At 26.7% G+C, this 14987-nt stretch carries 16 protein-coding genes and 1 tRNA gene; 6 read left to right on the top strand and 11 right to left on the bottom strand.

The window, feature by feature from the left end; genetic code table 11:
- Positions 1-5: 5 nt before the first annotated feature.
- Positions 6-1655 carry a DUF4419 domain-containing protein gene (locus BLV71_RS12655; RefSeq protein WP_176974403.1) on the bottom strand — a complete coding sequence of 550 codons (1650 nt, stop codon included), beginning with the start codon at positions 1653-1655 and terminating at the stop codon, positions 6-8.
- 260 nt (positions 1656-1915) lie between these two features.
- On the opposite strand from BLV71_RS12655, the gene BLV71_RS18620 reads away from it, so the two are divergent.
- The 3 genes from BLV71_RS18620 (at position 1916) to BLV71_RS18610 (ending at position 2739) form a co-directional block, all read left to right on the top strand.
- The gene (locus BLV71_RS18620) at positions 1916-2092 is read left to right on the top strand and encodes a hypothetical protein (RefSeq protein WP_158530802.1); all 177 of its coding nucleotides are present in this window, start codon (positions 1916-1918) and stop codon (positions 2090-2092) included.
- A gap of 200 nt (positions 2093-2292) precedes the next feature.
- Positions 2293-2442 carry a hypothetical protein gene (locus tag BLV71_RS18615; protein ID WP_158530801.1) on the top strand — a complete coding sequence of 50 codons (150 nt, stop codon included), beginning with the start codon at positions 2293-2295 and terminating at the stop codon, positions 2440-2442.
- Positions 2443-2598: 156 nt separating this feature from the next.
- Positions 2599-2739 carry a hypothetical protein gene (locus BLV71_RS18610; RefSeq protein ID WP_158530800.1) on the top strand — a complete coding sequence of 47 codons (141 nt, stop codon included), beginning with the start codon at positions 2599-2601 and terminating at the stop codon, positions 2737-2739.
- Between the two features lie 1014 nt (positions 2740-3753).
- On the opposite strand, the gene BLV71_RS12650 is transcribed toward BLV71_RS18610, so the two are convergent.
- From BLV71_RS12650 to BLV71_RS12640, 3 genes are all read right to left on the bottom strand, one after another.
- Positions 3754-3993, bottom strand: a complete 240-nt coding sequence (locus BLV71_RS12650) for a hexameric tyrosine-coordinated heme protein (protein WP_093870906.1) — start codon at positions 3991-3993, stop codon at positions 3754-3756.
- Positions 3994-4060: 67 nt separating this feature from the next.
- Positions 4061-4684, bottom strand: coding sequence for a Crp/Fnr family transcriptional regulator (locus tag BLV71_RS12645; RefSeq protein ID WP_093870905.1), 624 nt, complete (start codon positions 4682-4684; stop codon positions 4061-4063).
- 77 nt (positions 4685-4761) lie between these two features.
- A complete protein-coding gene (locus BLV71_RS12640; RefSeq protein ID WP_093870904.1) occupies positions 4762-5304 on the bottom strand; it encodes an HD domain-containing protein in 543 nt (180 codons plus the stop codon).
- Between the two features lie 185 nt (positions 5305-5489).
- On the opposite strand from BLV71_RS12640, the gene BLV71_RS18605 reads away from it, so the two are divergent.
- The 3 genes from BLV71_RS18605 to BLV71_RS18880 all read left to right on the top strand — a co-directional run bounded on the left by BLV71_RS18605 (position 5490) and on the right by BLV71_RS18880 (position 6915).
- A complete protein-coding gene (locus BLV71_RS18605) occupies positions 5490-5648 on the top strand; it encodes a hypothetical protein (protein ID WP_176974402.1) in 159 nt (52 codons plus the stop codon).
- 521 nt (positions 5649-6169) lie between these two features.
- Positions 6170-6340, top strand: a complete 171-nt coding sequence (locus BLV71_RS18600; protein ID WP_176974401.1) for a hypothetical protein — start codon at positions 6170-6172, stop codon at positions 6338-6340.
- Between the two features lie 440 nt (positions 6341-6780).
- Positions 6781-6915 (top strand): hypothetical protein, encoded by a 135-nt coding sequence (locus tag BLV71_RS18880; RefSeq protein WP_255405196.1) that lies wholly within the window; start codon positions 6781-6783, stop codon positions 6913-6915.
- A 1486-nt stretch (positions 6916-8401) separates the two neighbouring features.
- Here BLV71_RS18880 and BLV71_RS12635 read toward each other — a convergent pair.
- The 7 genes from BLV71_RS12635 to BLV71_RS12605 form a co-directional block, all read right to left on the bottom strand.
- Positions 8402-8848, bottom strand: coding sequence for a GDYXXLXY domain-containing protein (locus tag BLV71_RS12635; RefSeq protein ID WP_255405195.1), 447 nt, complete (start codon positions 8846-8848; stop codon positions 8402-8404).
- Positions 8849-8876: 28 nt separating this feature from the next.
- Positions 8877-9953, bottom strand: a complete 1077-nt coding sequence (locus tag BLV71_RS12630) for a DUF4401 domain-containing protein (protein ID WP_093870902.1) — start codon at positions 9951-9953, stop codon at positions 8877-8879.
- Positions 9941-10891, bottom strand: a complete 951-nt coding sequence (locus tag BLV71_RS12625; protein WP_093870901.1) for a DUF2157 domain-containing protein — start codon at positions 10889-10891, stop codon at positions 9941-9943. The genes BLV71_RS12630 and BLV71_RS12625 overlap by 13 nt, the downstream gene beginning before the upstream one ends.
- Positions 10892-11450: 559 nt before the next feature.
- Positions 11451-11526: transfer RNA gene (locus BLV71_RS12620), tRNA-His, on the bottom strand.
- Positions 11527-11581: 55 nt separating this feature from the next.
- The gene (gene bshB1, locus BLV71_RS12615) at positions 11582-12298 is read right to left on the bottom strand and encodes a bacillithiol biosynthesis deacetylase BshB1 (RefSeq protein ID WP_093870900.1); all 717 of its coding nucleotides are present in this window, start codon (positions 12296-12298) and stop codon (positions 11582-11584) included.
- A complete protein-coding gene (locus tag BLV71_RS12610) occupies positions 12295-13452 on the bottom strand; it encodes a trans-sulfuration enzyme family protein (RefSeq protein ID WP_093870899.1) in 1158 nt (385 codons plus the stop codon). The genes bshB1 and BLV71_RS12610 overlap by 4 nt, the downstream gene beginning before the upstream one ends.
- A 37-nt stretch (positions 13453-13489) precedes the next feature.
- Positions 13490-14899, bottom strand: coding sequence for an MATE family efflux transporter (locus BLV71_RS12605; protein ID WP_093870898.1), 1410 nt, complete (start codon positions 14897-14899; stop codon positions 13490-13492).
- Positions 14900-14987 lie beyond the last annotated feature (88 nt).

Here is a 14987-nt window from a genome sequence, read left to right as displayed (position 1 = left end):
AATTTTCAATTTTTCTCTATTACTATTTTAATTTTACTATTTACGCTAACTAATTTAGTTGAGTCTACTTCTTCTTTAAACATAACTGCCTCAGATAGCTTCACCTTTGCCGGATTCCACTTAACACCTTTTTCATTTAACCAAGTTTGTACTTTTAACTCTAATTTTTTATTATCCGTTATAATAATTGGTTTTCCATTTGATAATATATAAAAAGTTAATGTGTCACCTTTCTGACTATAATTAGGATAAACTATTTTTGATACTTGTTTCCTAAAATGAGTGAGTCCCTCTTCAAACTGAAAATCTTTTTTTATAGGATATATTGCTTTTTGAATAACTGTAGAATCATTCTCATATATATGTGGTATCCATTTAGGGTCTCTATGAATGACTTCATTACTTTGTGACCTTAATAAGGCAGGTTCTTTTTCATTTTCTTTAGAAATAGCCCAAGTAACCCATGGCATTAATGAACCATCTACATATTGCTTTGCTCCCATAATTCCAGAGTAAAGAAATAGTTTAGTTCTTTCATTTTTTAGGTGATTTTCCCAAATAATATTCGCTTCACTTTTATAATTTGGAAAAACATCAATATTTAATTTTGAGTATAAGTATTTATCACCAACTACGTATTCATTTTTTAAAAACCTATGTTCAACCTTCATCATTCCTAATTCCTTATCGTAAACACCTGCTCCTAAAACTTCTATATAAGGATAAAGTTTAATGATCCATCCAGAAATAGAGAACTCACCATAATCTAAATATTCTTTATAAATATTTCTCCAAAATTTTTCGTTCATAGTATTAGTATAGACTGCTATAAACTCATCTAGAATAAGTTCTAGTTCTTTACGCCAAAAACCTAATTCTAAATCATCTAAGTTTGATAAACTTTCTTTTATTTTTATCCAATCAGATTTAGTTCCCGTTAGGGTTATATAAGGAATGCCGCAACCTCCTTCACCTAAGTATGTAAAAGCCTTTTTATATCCATATAAAATATTAGCTTGATAAGCTATATGAATATTTTCTGTTGTGGTAGAAAATTTGGGAGCTAAAAAAGAAAACATATCTTCTTTTGTGTATTTTCTTGTTGAATTTGTTAAGCTAGTTATTAAACTTTTCCAATGTTTTACTCCATACTCTAAAGAGTCGTTTCTAACTTTTAGAACCTTAGGCTTATTTTTCTTAAATAATTTAACATCTAATTGTTTAAATTCTTTATTTATATGTGTTGAAACCCCTTGAGCTATTGTCATCCATATAACATCTGGAGATAATACTAACGGTCTATGCTGTCCATAACATATATTTATAGTGTTAATAAGCCCATTACCACTTATTGGAACCAACTTTAATTGAGTATCATTACTATCTGGGAAATAAGTAATTTGTTTTCTTATAAAATTTGCTACAACTTTTTTAGCTGGAAATGTTTCAAGAAGGGTGTCATTCTTTAATACATTGTCTACTTTAAACTTTATTCCATTTACAGATTTGTTTTCATTTAAAAAAAAATCATCAACTTTCTGAAGTTTAAGAGTATCTGAAGTTATCTCTGTGTTTTTTTTTCTTTTCTCAAAACTACAGGCGAAAAATAAACATGTAAAACTTATAAGCATAAATGTTTTACAAAAAAAGTTCATAGTGTTTAATATCATTTTAAAGCAATTATAATGTAAATTTAAATTAAATACTCGAATACGATTATTTATACTCCTTTTTTTAATTCCTTTTTTATTTTCTAAAACGAAAGGTTCACTAACTTTCTTATTATTTAAACTAGGGCGCTATCATAATCTAAGTAACCTTACTAAAAGTAAGGAATAACCTTACTTTTAGTAAGGTTACTATTTCAAAAAAAACATCTTAAAACATTAATTTTAAACAACTTAAAATAAACATCATGTTAAAAAAAATTTCAAATCTTGGAACAACTTTAAACAAAAGTGAACAAAAATCTATTAATGGTGGTAATTGGACTCAATGTGGAAATTCAACTTGTTGTAGAACATTACCTAATGGATATGTATTAAGAGAACCTTGTAGATGTTATTCTTGGGGTGGTTGTATTTTATTATAATGTAAATAAAAGTAAACTACTGGGGTTAAAAAGTTCTCCTGTAGTTTACTTTAACTATCTTTCTTTTCTTAAAAGAATATATAACCAATCTATATATCTAAAGCTACTTACAACTCACCTTAACTTCTCCATGTAATTATCTAATTTTTGATTATTTTATTGATTTTATAAAGTATTTTAAAAGAATAAAATCTATAATTATGAAATCAAAACCAACATTAGTAAAGCTTATCAAATCGTACGGAAATAAATATGATGTTAAATTTCCTAAACTTAAATTCGAAATAACTATTGATCGTTATTGCTACAACAAAATGTCTAATAATCCTGAAGAATATAAATTTATATAAGCTTATCTTCTTTAGTGAAGTTATGAAACAGTTTTAGCTAGTTATTTTTCTTTTTTGTTACCTCTAGAAGTTATTTCATAGAACTCGGAAATATTTCAGATTATTTTTCAAAAATCAATTTTAACTTGCTTATTAAATAATATAAAATTTAATACTATGTTAAAAAACATTTCAAAATTAGGTACTACTTTAAACAAAACAGAACAAACATCAATTAACGGAGGAAAAGCACCACTTTGTCCTTATCCATTAAAAGCAAAATATAATCCATCTACACGTTCGTGGTCTTGTAGGTAATTAATAATATTAAAAAAAGCAGGATAAAACCTGTTTTTTTACTTACACTAAAATATTTTTTAAATAAACATAGACATACTTCATCTAATACATAAATTGCTTTCTACTGAATTAAGTTATAATTGTTATATAATTTAAAAGTTAGTTTTTAATTTTTAGAAAAAAATAGTTACCAGAAAAGAAATATTCAGAGGAGTTTTTTTGTTTTACAAGACACTACTAAATTACAATTATTTCTATTAAATAATTAGCGATTTCTATGTTTTTTATCTTACTCATTAGCTTTATAATAAAAAAATAATATTTTTATTAATATTTACATTTTTAAGTTATTTACAATATCAAAAAACCTTCTAAACCTCTCTAAAACACTGAGTTTTCTAATGGTTTACCCTTAGTAAAAATTCAGGGTTTTTACCTATTTTAAAATTTCTTGATTTATACAATATTTGCACTCTTTAAAAACAATAATCGTTAAATTTTTAGAAGGGTTTTAATTATTGTTTAGAAGGGAGCTTTATAAGCTCCTTTCTTTTTTTAAAGCAACATGTTATCCTACCTTTTAATAAAAACAACAATAACTCTCCTCTTAATTTACTCTGATTTATTTAGCTTACTATAGAGTTCTTTATGTGACTTTTTTATTTTTTTAGAGTCTTACAAATAAAAAGAAGATAAACACGTTTTTATCTTTAACGATAGTTTTTAAGACCCGTGGGGACGGGCTTAAGGTTTGTTGGTCTATTATATTATTTAATAGGCCAGCTTTTTTATTAAATACCATTCATCTACAGTTAAGTTCTATTCAACTATTTTTTTTAATTTAAACTTTTGTTTTAAAGTATCTTTATGATGAAGTTTTAAGTAATTTCATTTTTAGTTAGTTTAAATTAGTTGGAAAGAAGAAGTATTTTTGAAGGGGTACTTCTTCTTTTATATTAAACTTATTTTTACAAAAAACAGCACTCAATAAGTGCTGCTTTTTATTATATAATATCAATCTAATATTTTTTATTATCTCCAATAATTATTTGCTTTAGATATAGTAGAAAATTCTAACGCTACAGTTTGACCGATAGCTATTAACATTGCGGCATCATTTGCATATACTGGACGTAATTGATCTCTTACCTCAGCATTAGGTTGAGTTATTTTAATAGTTAACCTTGCTATTTTTACAGCTAAAGCTCTTCCTTCTTCAGGTGAATTGGTGATTAACGTGTTTTCTGGTATTAATTGTGTTTTATCTAACATTATTTTATTTTTAAATATAAAACAAAGCTATAACTCATAATATCCAAAAACAGTGACTTCTGTCACTTTACAAAACTTTTATTTTTCTTCCCTCTTGAAGTACTTTATTAGCAATACTTAATTTTTTCAATAACCTTGTAATTACCTCTCTTGAAGTACCTAAATCATCAGCAACTTCTTGATGGGAAACACTTAAAACATTCGATGCTTTAATTTGTACTTTATTTTTTAAATAATTTAATAACCTTTCCTCTAAATTATAACATAGTACTTGTTTTGTTGTATTTAATAAATCTTTATAATGTCTCTTATAATCAGACAGTACTAGATTACCAAAGGATGGATATTTTTTTAACCACTTATTAACCTTATCAATTGGAAGTAATAATAATTCACTATCTAGTTCTGCAATAGCTGAAAACCCTGCTAGTTCTTTACTTGATATATGAGCAAAACTATAAATACAAGTTTCTCCTGATGAAATATAATATAAAAGAAACTGTATAGAATCTTCATTACTAAACACTTTAATATTACCACTTAAAACTATAGGCAAAAAACGTATTAACCTTCCTTGCTTAACAACAAAATCACCTGCTTTAAAACTTTTTAAAATTGAATGTTCTTCAACTTCATTCAAAAGTTCTTTTTCAAGTACAGGAAAACATTTAGCTAAAAAAGAAGTTTTCATTATAGGTGTTATTTTTAATTATTTACTAATACAACATTGGTTTACATACTTACAAGAAAGTATATATTTTTTAAATATTAAAAACTATTAAATAAACTTTCATATTCCTTTATCTTACTTTCTAACCTTTTATTTAAATAATCATTTTTATTATTAAGTGTAATTGATATCAATTTGGCTTCTTCACAATATTTAATTATTTTTTCTTTACTCCAGTGTATTGGTGGTTTTTGTAAATTTGTTATTCTATCAGCAATCTTAACCATTCCAACTTCTTTTTCCTGCTTATTTATACGCATTAAACTATCAAGCATTCTATCTTCTTTTAAAGCTATATCTTCATTTTTACTCAACGCTTGAACAGCATTTGCTATTGACTCTCCAAATTTATCCTTTAATTCTTCAAATTTAGTATCTGTATCCTCAATCGTATCATGAAGCAAAGCTACTTGAATTGCATAATTAATATCAAAATTACTTTTAAAATTATAAGCAACTAATATTTCCATCGCTACATTTGAAAGATGTAAAAGATAATTAGAATTAGTTCCTGGCACTTTTTGATTACAGTGTTTTTCTCCAGCAAATTTGATTGCATTTTGATATAATTCTTGTGTCATATACGCTTTATAACTTAATTTAAGTTTCTTAAAATTTTATCTAAAGTTACTATTTACTTTATTAATAAATATTTTTTTTTGTAGAGAAAAAAGTAAGGTTTAGCATTACTTATTGTAAGGTTCATTTTTATTCTTTTAATTTTTAAGAAACTATTTTTAAGAAATTAACTTTAAATTATTTAATTATGTTTAAAAATGTATCAAAATTAGGTTCTATCTTAAAAAAATCAGATCAAAAAACAATTAACGGTGGTTTTTGGCCAACTACAAAAGAGGAATGTTTAAGATGTGGTGGAGAATGGGGAATATTATGTGCTTTACCTATGGACTCTGTTTGTTTATAAAATGTAAGTAAACTTTCGGTTCACTTTTTTATAACTGTACATTTCAAATACTCGTACAGTTATTATTAGGGTATATTAAACTTTAATTGTTCTACTTATTCATAAAAGGTTTTAAGAATATAAATCTAATTTTATGTAGTTAATAAAGCAAAGCTCCCTCGGGAGCTTTTTTAAATTTATATACTTTACTACTAAATAAAAACTAAACTGTATACTTACTTCAATCTTAAGTTATTTTTGAAATAAATTGATTAGATCTAAAACAAAGCATTCTGAAAGTGATTACTTATTTTTTTAGATTTTTTTTAGGGTTAACTTATTTTAAACTGTTATACAACTTCATAAAATAAATTTAGGGGTAAAGAAGTTTTATGAGATTAACACAAATAAGCTTCTTCGGAAGCTTATTTTTTTATTTAAATATTATTTTACACCAAAATATTCACTATAAATTTTACTCATATTATTTTTTTTGTAACAAAAAATTATTTTTAGCTACTTATTATTAAAACATAAGTTATATGAAAGCTAATTATTTTTTACTATTTATCGGTATTGTAGGTTTAATCTTTTGCGGTTATCATGTTATTTCAGGCAACGAAACAAGTACTAGTATTATTGGTTTTATTTGTGGTGCTAGTTTAATTTGGGGTTATATAAAAGAAAAAAAGCTAATATCTAATAAGGTTTAGGATGTTTCTAAAACTCCTAGATAAATTGATTATCTAACTCAATTATTTAAATTTAATTTTGTATATTATAAAAAAGATTTTTTAGATCCGTGGGGACGGTTTTAACTTATGCTGGTCTAACATTTTGAATAGGCCAGCATTTTTTTATACTACTTTTTCTCTTATTTAAATTTAATTTTGTATATTTAGGTATTACATTTTTGTAATGGGATGATAAATAATATCTATTTTTATTTTAACATCCCCTTATAATGCCCACTATAATGGTGGGTATTTTTTATTAATACTTTTTTTAAATAAATTCCCCATAATGATTAATTGCTCTCTTGATAGTATTTAGCCCGAAAAGTAAGGTTTATCCTTACTATGTTTATAGTTTAAATATTCACATTTGATTTTAAAGAAATTAACTTTAAAAAATTAATTTAAATTATTTTATAATGCTAAAAAACATTTCAACTTTAGGAACAGCTTTAAATAAGGCAGAACAAAAAACAATTAACGGTGGAGTTATATACTGCCCTCCTTGTGCTAGAAAAGGAGCTTTAGGATGTAATTTACGTCAATGTGAATAACCATATTTTATTAAAGCGAACTTAGTGTTCGCTTTTTTTACCTTCTCTTGTTTCAATTTTATTTTACCATTAAATACTCCACTAATGGTTTTCCCTGACAACTTAATGGTTTACCCTAGTAAAATTTCAAGGGCAATCCCTTATTCTTTATTATTAGCTTTTTACTTAATTTTACTTCATATTATTCAGGATTTATAAGGGGATCCTTAATAAAGAACGGTAAGCTAGTTTATTTTAAACTAGCTTTCTTTTTTATAATATTATAGCTCATTCAATATTATTAGAAACATTGTTTACCAATACATCACTACAATAACAAACTATAAAAAATATTTCACTTTAAACAATGTAAACTACATCATAAACCTAGTTAAATACTATTAAAAAATTGTTTTAGCATACATTAAATTCCGTAGTCATATCTCAAAAAAATGGTAGATAAAAAATCCTCTCCCTTTATAAGATGTTTAACAATTAACTAGAACTTTGTAAAAGCACTTAATTAATCCTTTTTTCATTTTAACTTTAAAAACATTCCTTTTATCGATACTTATACTTACTTCATCAAATATTCAATTAATTTATTTTTATCATAAAGTATATTTACTGTATAGTTTAAAAATTTAATTTTTCATTTTTAGTAATAGTTTGGTTAAGTAAAAGAAGTATTCCGTGGGGGACTACTTCTTTTCTTTTATCTATTAACTTTTTGCGTAATTTACTAATGGTTTTCCATTAGTTAGAATTCAGGGATTTTAAGTATTCATATTTTAATATATTGTCCGTTATTTTGATTCGGTTAAAAGAATAATTTTAGCTATATATTTTTAACATAGGACGGACAAGAAAAAGAAGTTATCCGGGGGGACTACTTCTTTTCTTTTTCGTTCTACTTGTTTTTATTCATTTCTTCATATATTTCTTATAACACTGTTTACTCATACAATACAATTTCTCATCTATTTCTCATCTATTACTCATTTACTAAGGTAAATTACACAAAAAATAACTATCTGTTTTATAAACACATAGACAAAACCTTACCACTTACCGCAACTTATTATCATTTCATCTAAAACACTAATTAACAACACTAATCTTATACTATTTTTATAGTGTAGTTTTGAATTTCATTTTTGAAATTCGTTTGGTTAGTTATTAGAAAAGAAGTATTCTTTATGGTTACTTCTTTTCTTTTTTTGTGGAAAATTATCGTTAATAATTTTGAAGGTTGTGAGAAGTTATAAGTAATAAATTTACTTTTTTCTTTAGCTAGCTCTGAAATGAATAGTTATCAGGTTTAGCGATTACTCAAACTCATTGTAGTATATATTTACCATTTGTTATTTTTTTCAATGGTTTTACCATGTTTAGTAAGAGATTAAAATATACTTCACTTTCTGTTTCCCTTTAAATTTGGGAATATTTATTTACTTTAAAATAAATAACAAAACTTACATTAAGGATAACCATTGCTAAGCTAAGTTTATTCTATTCTTTTTAGTTGTTCATCATACAAACCAATCAAAAGACTATTTCCCTGACTATCTACTTTTATCCCTCCATATTTCGCTTTTTCATACTTGTCTGCTTCACCTTCTTCAAAAAAATAAGACTCTGCACCTATATTTATATTACTCCATTTCTTTGAAGTATACTCTATAAGAAACTCATTATCATTGATTGGCATTTTATTTTCTTGAATTCGAACTTTTTTGGCAACTCCATTCTCTTCCAATTTGACAACACAGAACCCTCTTTTAGAAATACTATCAGAATTAATACTACTTGAAATAGCATATCTTAATCTCATATAATCCCCTTGCATTAATGAACGAGGGTCAACAGGCGCTAATTCTAATAAAACAAGTTGACCGTCAGTTATTAACTCTTCTTTTTGAAATATAGAGTTATTAAAAAATCCAAGTAACATGATAAGATTAATTAGAATGATTATCCACTTATATTTTTTCATTGGGATTTAAATTTTTAATAGTGAATAAATAGAATAACAGAAATATAATTCCAGATATAAATAAGATTATTGACTTGGTTAGCAATGTGAAATTTAAGTCATAATAATACTGTGCGATAAAATAAATGATTGAAATTATTCCTATAGCCAACCCTCTTTTATAATTTACTAAAAAACTTAATAATACAATCAGAATTCCCCCTGAAATTGAGGGAGAAAATATTGTTGACGCTAGTATTAATGCACTTAATATATAAATCATCATTTTGCTTTTAATAGTTTTTATTTCGTTTATTTTTACGATTGTATAAACTAAATACATAGTAACTAAAATAATTACAATTGACGATAGCCAAATATGACTTTGAGATATTGGTATTAAATGTTTTTTACCAACTGAAATAAGACCAAATAACAAAGAAATAACCAAACCAATTCTAACTGGGTTATAAAGCATAGATAACCTGTTATCTGATGAGATTATTTTTGCTTCATTTAAAAAAAAATATGTTACCACTAAAGTATTAATAGAAATATATAAATGTATTAAATCATATGAATTATTATATATTATTAGAAATATAAGACTACTACTAATAACAAGTACTGAAATAAATGACAAAATAAAATTTTGTGAAATAAACAAAGAACTAAGTGCTATAAAACTTATTAATAATGCAATAATATTTTCATCAACTTTCATTTCTGATAAACCAAAAGCAAACAAAGCAAAGCCTATTAAATATATTGAAACACTAAATGTATCTATAATAAGTCTATCATAGACTTTATTAAGCCAAATAGCCGAAATTATAAAACCTAAACCAAATATTAACAATCCAAATTCAGAGTTATAAAGTCCAGAAATTGCTAAAAAACCAAGGAATGCTAGAGATGCTAAAAAACCTCCGAAAACTGAAAGTACTTTAATTACTAAACTGGATTTGTTTTCTTCTTGAGTATTGTATTCTTCGAAAATAGCATTTTCGTTACATTCAAATTTAGCACCTTCTGATAGTCGAACATTATCTAATAGAGCCTTTTTCCTAGTTAATTTATCCATTTCTTTTGAAGATCAATTAAATTTTTAATTACAAGCGTTATACTTCCAATAATAAAAAAGCAGATAAAGAAAAACATACCTGCATCATCAGATAAATTTATAAAGAAAGCAGAAATAATAACAATTATACTAAAAGGAATTATAGAAAGATAAAAACTACTTTTTACTTTTAATCCATATTTAATTCCAGCAATATAGAGTATTGATGTAGCTATAAATAACAGAAAGAAAGATGTTTGGTTTTTGTCAAAAATACCAACTACAATGCCTACTGTACTAAAAAATACAGAAGCTAATGCTATTATATTTGAAAGCCAAATTGGAGACTCAATCTCATAATTAAATTTCTTTCCTAATAATATAGTTGATAAGAATAATATATTGATGATGAAAAGTAAAGTAAAAACAAAAACTTCTGACCAGCTATGTGCTACCTGCTGTGAATATAATAAGATTGTTGTATTTATTAAAGTTACTAAGAGAAGCCATAATGGGGCATAATTTGAAACTAAAACCCAAATTGTGATAAATATTGTCCAGCCTAGAAAAAAATCATAGGCATTTGCCCCAGTTTGATAGACTTGTCCAAAAACAGCAAATAAAACACCTACTAATATTGATGTACCAGTAAGTAATATATTTTTTATATTTATGCTAATTTTTGTGAGTAGTATTATCAAAATTAAAATAATAATTAAACCTTCAATTAATCCAATTTTAATGAATTTATGTAAGTCAGCCCAATTGTATGCAAAGAAGAAAATAATTCCCGCAACTATAAAACCTACTCCTAGGCTAATGAAAAAAAGCCTAAGGAATTTATACCAAGATTTTTTATCGTTGTAGATATTCTTTTTCAAAACGTTGTCAATACTCTTTTCTGACCAATTACTGTGTCTAGTAATTATATGAATATCTTCTCTTTCAATCTTTGTCATTCTACCTTTTTGATTTTACCTAACGGGTTTTTAAGTTTCAGTTTAGGAAGAAAACCACCAAAATTTTCGAACCGTGACTAAAATTGTTTTAAAAGTACTGATTTCCGGCAAGAAAACCAGCCTAAATTGAGTTTAAACATTACTCTATATAGTTTATTCCTGATTAAAATATATTCTACGGTAAATTCACAAGTATCTATTGCAAGAAATTAATATCTCAACTAAAAATTCTTTTTCCTCTCTATCAAATTCAAAACCAAAGTAAATTATATACCTATTGATTTATTCATTTTACTTTTAGTTACTCATCTTTATACAACTGATCAGTAAAATAATAATAAATAACCCATTCTTTTAAAAGTGTTTCTCTACCTCCTGTTTTCTAATTTTAAGGAATTACTGATGAAAAAGTGACTGAACAGCCACTTGAAAGTGAAATAATTTTCTTCATTTTTTACTTACATTTTTGTCCCGTTTGCAGTCACGTTTGTTTAAAATGTAAATCTTGCAGGATTGTAAAAAACAAAAAAGTCCCTGTAAATACAGGGACTCTATTTCTGGGTGGAAGACGGGATTCGAACCCGCGACCCTCGGTACCACAAACCGATGCTCTAACCAACTGAGCTACAACCACCATTTGAATTGCGAGTGCAAATATAAGACTGTTTCTGATATCTACAAAACTTTTTTTTAAATAAATTTACTTAAATTTTCAGCAGCAACGTAACGTTCTGATGTAAAGCCTTCTGCAAAATCAACTCCAATTAACCTTCCTAGGTCTCTTGCCCGGTAATTAATACTATCTGTGAAATTTTTACTTGTTATTGGTGTTTCAGGCTCTGCACTTTTAGGATCATAAAACTGAGAAGAGTATGCCAATACAGCATCAATCTTCTTATCCATATAACCAGATACATCAATTACAAAGTCTGGTTCTATATTTTTCCATTGTATATAATGATACACTTGTTTTGGTCTCCATTTTTCTTGGTTTACTCCTTCAATAGTTGTTTCTATTTTTAATAGTCCACTTAAAAAACAAGCATCAGATACTAACTTACTTCCTTTTGGGTGATCAATATGCCTATCATCAACAGCATTACATAAAACAATCTCCGGTTGATACTTCCTAATCATTTTAATCACTTCTAACTGATGCTGCTTATCATTCGTAAAAAAACCATCAGCAAACTTTAAATTCTCTCTAACAGATACTCCTAAAATTTTTGCAGCATTTGCAGCTTCTTGATCTCTTATTTCTGCAGAACCTCTAGTTCCCAATTCTCCACGAGTTAAATCAACTATTCCTACTTTTTTACCTAAAGAAATTTCTTTGGCTATAGTTGCACTGCAACCTAATTCTACATCATCTGGGTGTGCTCCAAATGCTAATATGTCTAATTTCATTTTATCGTATTATATAAAGCTTGTTCTATATCTTCTATTAAATCTTCTGTTTCTTCTATTCCCACAGAAAAACGAATTAATCCATCTTTTATTCCTTGACTGTCTCTCTCTTCTTTTGAAAGCAAAGCATGAGATGTTTGTGCTGGGCTTAATACAGTACTTTCTACTCCTGCTAAACTCATAGACGGTTTTATTAACTGTAAATTACGTTGAAATTTCATCGTGTCTATTTCTTTTATTAATTCAAAAGACAGCATACCTCCAAAATATTTCATTTGAGCCTTTGCCAATTTATAGTTTTCATGTGATTTTAATCCAGGATAATATACAGTATCTATATATTTATTTTTCTCTAAATACTTTGCCATTTTAAGTGCATTCTTACTTTGTCTTTTTACACGTAAGTTTAAAGTTTTTAAACTACGCTCTAACATCCAAACTGTAAAATCACTTAAACTACCTCCTAAGTTTTTTGCTATATTCCATATTCTTTTCACATGTTCTTCTGAAGCTGCCACTGCCCCTGCTAAAATATCAGAGTGCCCTCCCATATACTTTGTTGCAGAATGTATCATAATATCAATCCCAAAATCTATTGGAGTTTGATTTATAGGAGATGCAAACGTATTATCAATCATCGTAATAATTCCATGTTTCTTTGCTAAAAGAGAAACTTCATTCATATCTACAATTTTTAATAGCGGATTAGAAGGGGTTTCTATAAAAATTACACGAGTATTACTTTTTACTTCTCTTTCAAAATCTTTAATCGCTAAACTTTTAGTAAATGAATACTCTATTCCAAACTTATCAAACTCTTCTACCACAAAATTATAAGTACCCCCATACAATGTTTCTTGTAAAACTACATGATCTCCTTGTTTTAAAAAAGCTAATAAACTAGTGCTAACTGCAGCCATACCTGATCCAAAAATTAAGGCGTCATCAGTTTTTTCTAAGGCAGCTATTTTTTTACATAAGGCTTCTTGATTTGGAGTGTTAAAATATCTTGGATACCTCTTTACATCAACACTATCAAACTGATATGAGGTAGACATATATAAGGGTGAAATAGCTCCTTTAAACTGTTCATCCTTTAATTCACCTACATGTGTACAAATTGTATTTATTCCTAAATTAGTATTTTTATTCATTTGAAAAACTTTAGTAGCTAAAGTTACAAAAACTACCTTATACCTTCACTGTTTTCCATTTTCCTTTTTTGAAAAGTAATATACCTATAATTGCTATTAAAACCTCAGCCAATGTAATTGCCCAAAATACCCCTTGAGGACCAAAATCAAATGTAATTGCCATTAAATAAGCAAATGGAAGTTGAAACAACCAGAAACAACCAAAATTTATTAATGTTGGTGTTTTTGTATCTCCTGAACCATTAAAAGATTGAATTACTACCATACCATAAGCATAAGCAATATAACCAGCTGCTATTACTTGTAAACATAAAGCCCCATTACTAACTACTTCAGGATTATTAGAAAACCATTCTAAAAAAGTAGATGCAAAAAGTATATACACTACAGATACAATTCCCATAAAATAAGCACAATATTTACTCGTAATCCAAACTGACTTTTCAGCTCTATCAGGTTTATTTGCACCTAAATTTTGCCCTACTAATGTTGCAGCTGCATTACTCATTCCCCAAGCTGGCATTAATGTAAACATCATGATCCTAATAGCAATGGTATATCCTGCTAACACTTCACTTCCAAATTCCGACATTATTCTCATCAAAAACACCCAACTTGAAGTTCCTATAATAAATTGACCAATACCTCCAAGTGAAACTTTTATAATATTAAAAATTAAAGCTATATTTAATACTAAATCTTTTATAACTAATTTTATTTTTCCCTTTCCATAAAATAAAATTAACAGTTGAGTTATTACTGCTACTCCCCTTCCAATTGTAGTAGCAATTGCAGCTCCTTCAACCCCATAAGCAGGTATAGGGCCTAATCCAAAAATAAAAATAGGATCTAAAATTATATTTAACCCATTAGATAAAATCAACGTCCACATAGCAATAGAAGCATTCCCAGCTCCTCTAAATATGGCATTAATTAAAAAAAGTAACATCACTGTAATATTCCCACCTAATAATACTCTAGTATAACCAAAACCTTCTTCTATTAAATTTGGTTCACCTCCCATTAAAGCTAAAATTTCTTTTGGGTATACAATTCCTAAAATACTAATTAATATAGATATTCCTATACCTAAAAAAATAACTTGAACAGCAGTTTGATTTGCCCCTACACTATCTTTTTCTCCAGTTCTTCTTGCTATTAAAGCAGTTGCTGCCATACTTAAACCTATTGCTACTGCATAAACTAGTGTTAATACCGATTCTGTAAGACCAACAGTAGCTACAGCGTTTACACTTACTCTTGATACATAAATAATATCTACTAAAGCAAAAATAGATTCCATTAGCATTTCAAGTATCATAGGGATAGCTAACATAAAAACTGCTTTTTTAATGCTTCCTTGTGTAAAATCTTGCTGTCTTCCTAGTACAGCATCTTTAAAAAGTGAAAATATATTCTGTTTTGAAGTTTGATTGTTTTCAGTCATTTTAATATTGTTTTAAACGTAATATTATAAACCTTGTATTTACAAGGTTCTATTTTAAATAGGTATGTACGAAGTAAAACTTAAACAA

The organism is Tenacibaculum sp. MAR_2010_89 (assembly GCF_900105985.1).
Lineage (GTDB): Bacteria > Bacteroidota > Bacteroidia > Flavobacteriales > Flavobacteriaceae > Polaribacter > Polaribacter halocynthiae.
The sequence above is the reverse complement of the archived record's forward strand: the minus strand, read 5'-3'. Positions and strand labels throughout refer to the sequence as shown.